Annotated in this window: 2 protein-coding genes; both read left to right on the top strand. The window is 57.9% G+C overall.

The features are described from left to right. Window positions 1-736: MFS transporter (locus tag FTV52_RS14605; protein ID WP_074379287.1), on the top strand; the 736-nt coding region annotated here is incomplete at its 5' end. 27 nt (window positions 737-763) lie between these two features. Beyond that, on the top strand, window positions 764-1013 hold a 250-nt coding region (locus FTV52_RS14600; RefSeq protein WP_130234736.1), incomplete at its 3' end, for a LysR family transcriptional regulator.

The raw sequence follows: 1013 nt of genomic DNA, 5'->3' as shown, positions 1-1013 counted from the left end.
ATTGATCGGCGAGTTCTTGGGATGGCAGGCGATATTCATTACTTTGGCTATACTGGCGATGCTCGCACTCCTAAATGCGGGTTTCAGGTGGCACGAAACCCGCCCTCTGGATCAAGTCAAGACGCGCCGATCTGTCTTGCCGATCTTCGCGAGTCCGGCTTTTTGGGTTTACACTGTCGGCTTTAGCGCCGGTATGGGCACCTACTTCGTCTTCTTCTCGACGGCTCCCCGTGTGCTCATAGGCCAAGCGGAATATTCCGAGATCGGATTCAGCTTTGCCTTCGCCACTGTCGCGCTTGTAATGATCGTGACAACCCGTTTCGCGAAGTCCTTTGTCGCCAGATGGGGCATCGCAGGATGCGTGGCGCGTGGGATGGCGTTGCTTGTTTGCGGAGCGGTCCTGTTGGGGATCGGCGAACTTTACGGCTCGCCGTCATTCCTCACCTTCATCCTACCGATGTGGGTTGTCGCGGTCGGTATTGTCTTCACGGTGTCCGTTACCGCGAACGGCGCTTTGGCAGAGTTCGACGACATCGCGGGATCAGCGGTCGCGTTCTACTTCTGCGTTCAAAGCCTGATAGTCAGCATTGTCGGGACATTGGCGGTGGCACTTTTAAACGGTGACACAGCGTGGCCCGTGATCTGTTACGCCACGGCGATGGCGGTACTGGTTTCGTTGGGGCTGGTGCTCCTTCGGCTCCGTGGGGCTGCCACCGAGAAGTCGCCAGTCGTCTAACCGACGACTGGTAGCAGGCCCGCTCCGATGCGGCGCACTAACCATCGAAACCTCGTGAATGTCGGTATCCTGTCTGGCAGGATACCGCTCATTTCCCTTGTTCAGTTCATCGCCGTCGCCGAGCATCTGAATTTTCGGCATGCGGCCAAGGCACTTGGTATCAGCCAGTCGAGCGTCAGCGCGCGTGTGAAAGCGCTGGAGGATAACCTTGGTGTCCTGCTATTTGAGCGCCATGCGCGGGGCGTTCGGCTAACAGACGCAGGCAGGCACTTCATGG

This window comes from Acinetobacter sp. YH1901141, from assembly GCF_013416935.1.
In the GTDB taxonomy this organism is placed as follows: domain Bacteria; phylum Pseudomonadota; class Gammaproteobacteria; order Pseudomonadales; family Moraxellaceae; genus Acinetobacter; species Acinetobacter towneri.
This window is presented reverse-complemented; position numbering and strand designations above follow the sequence as displayed.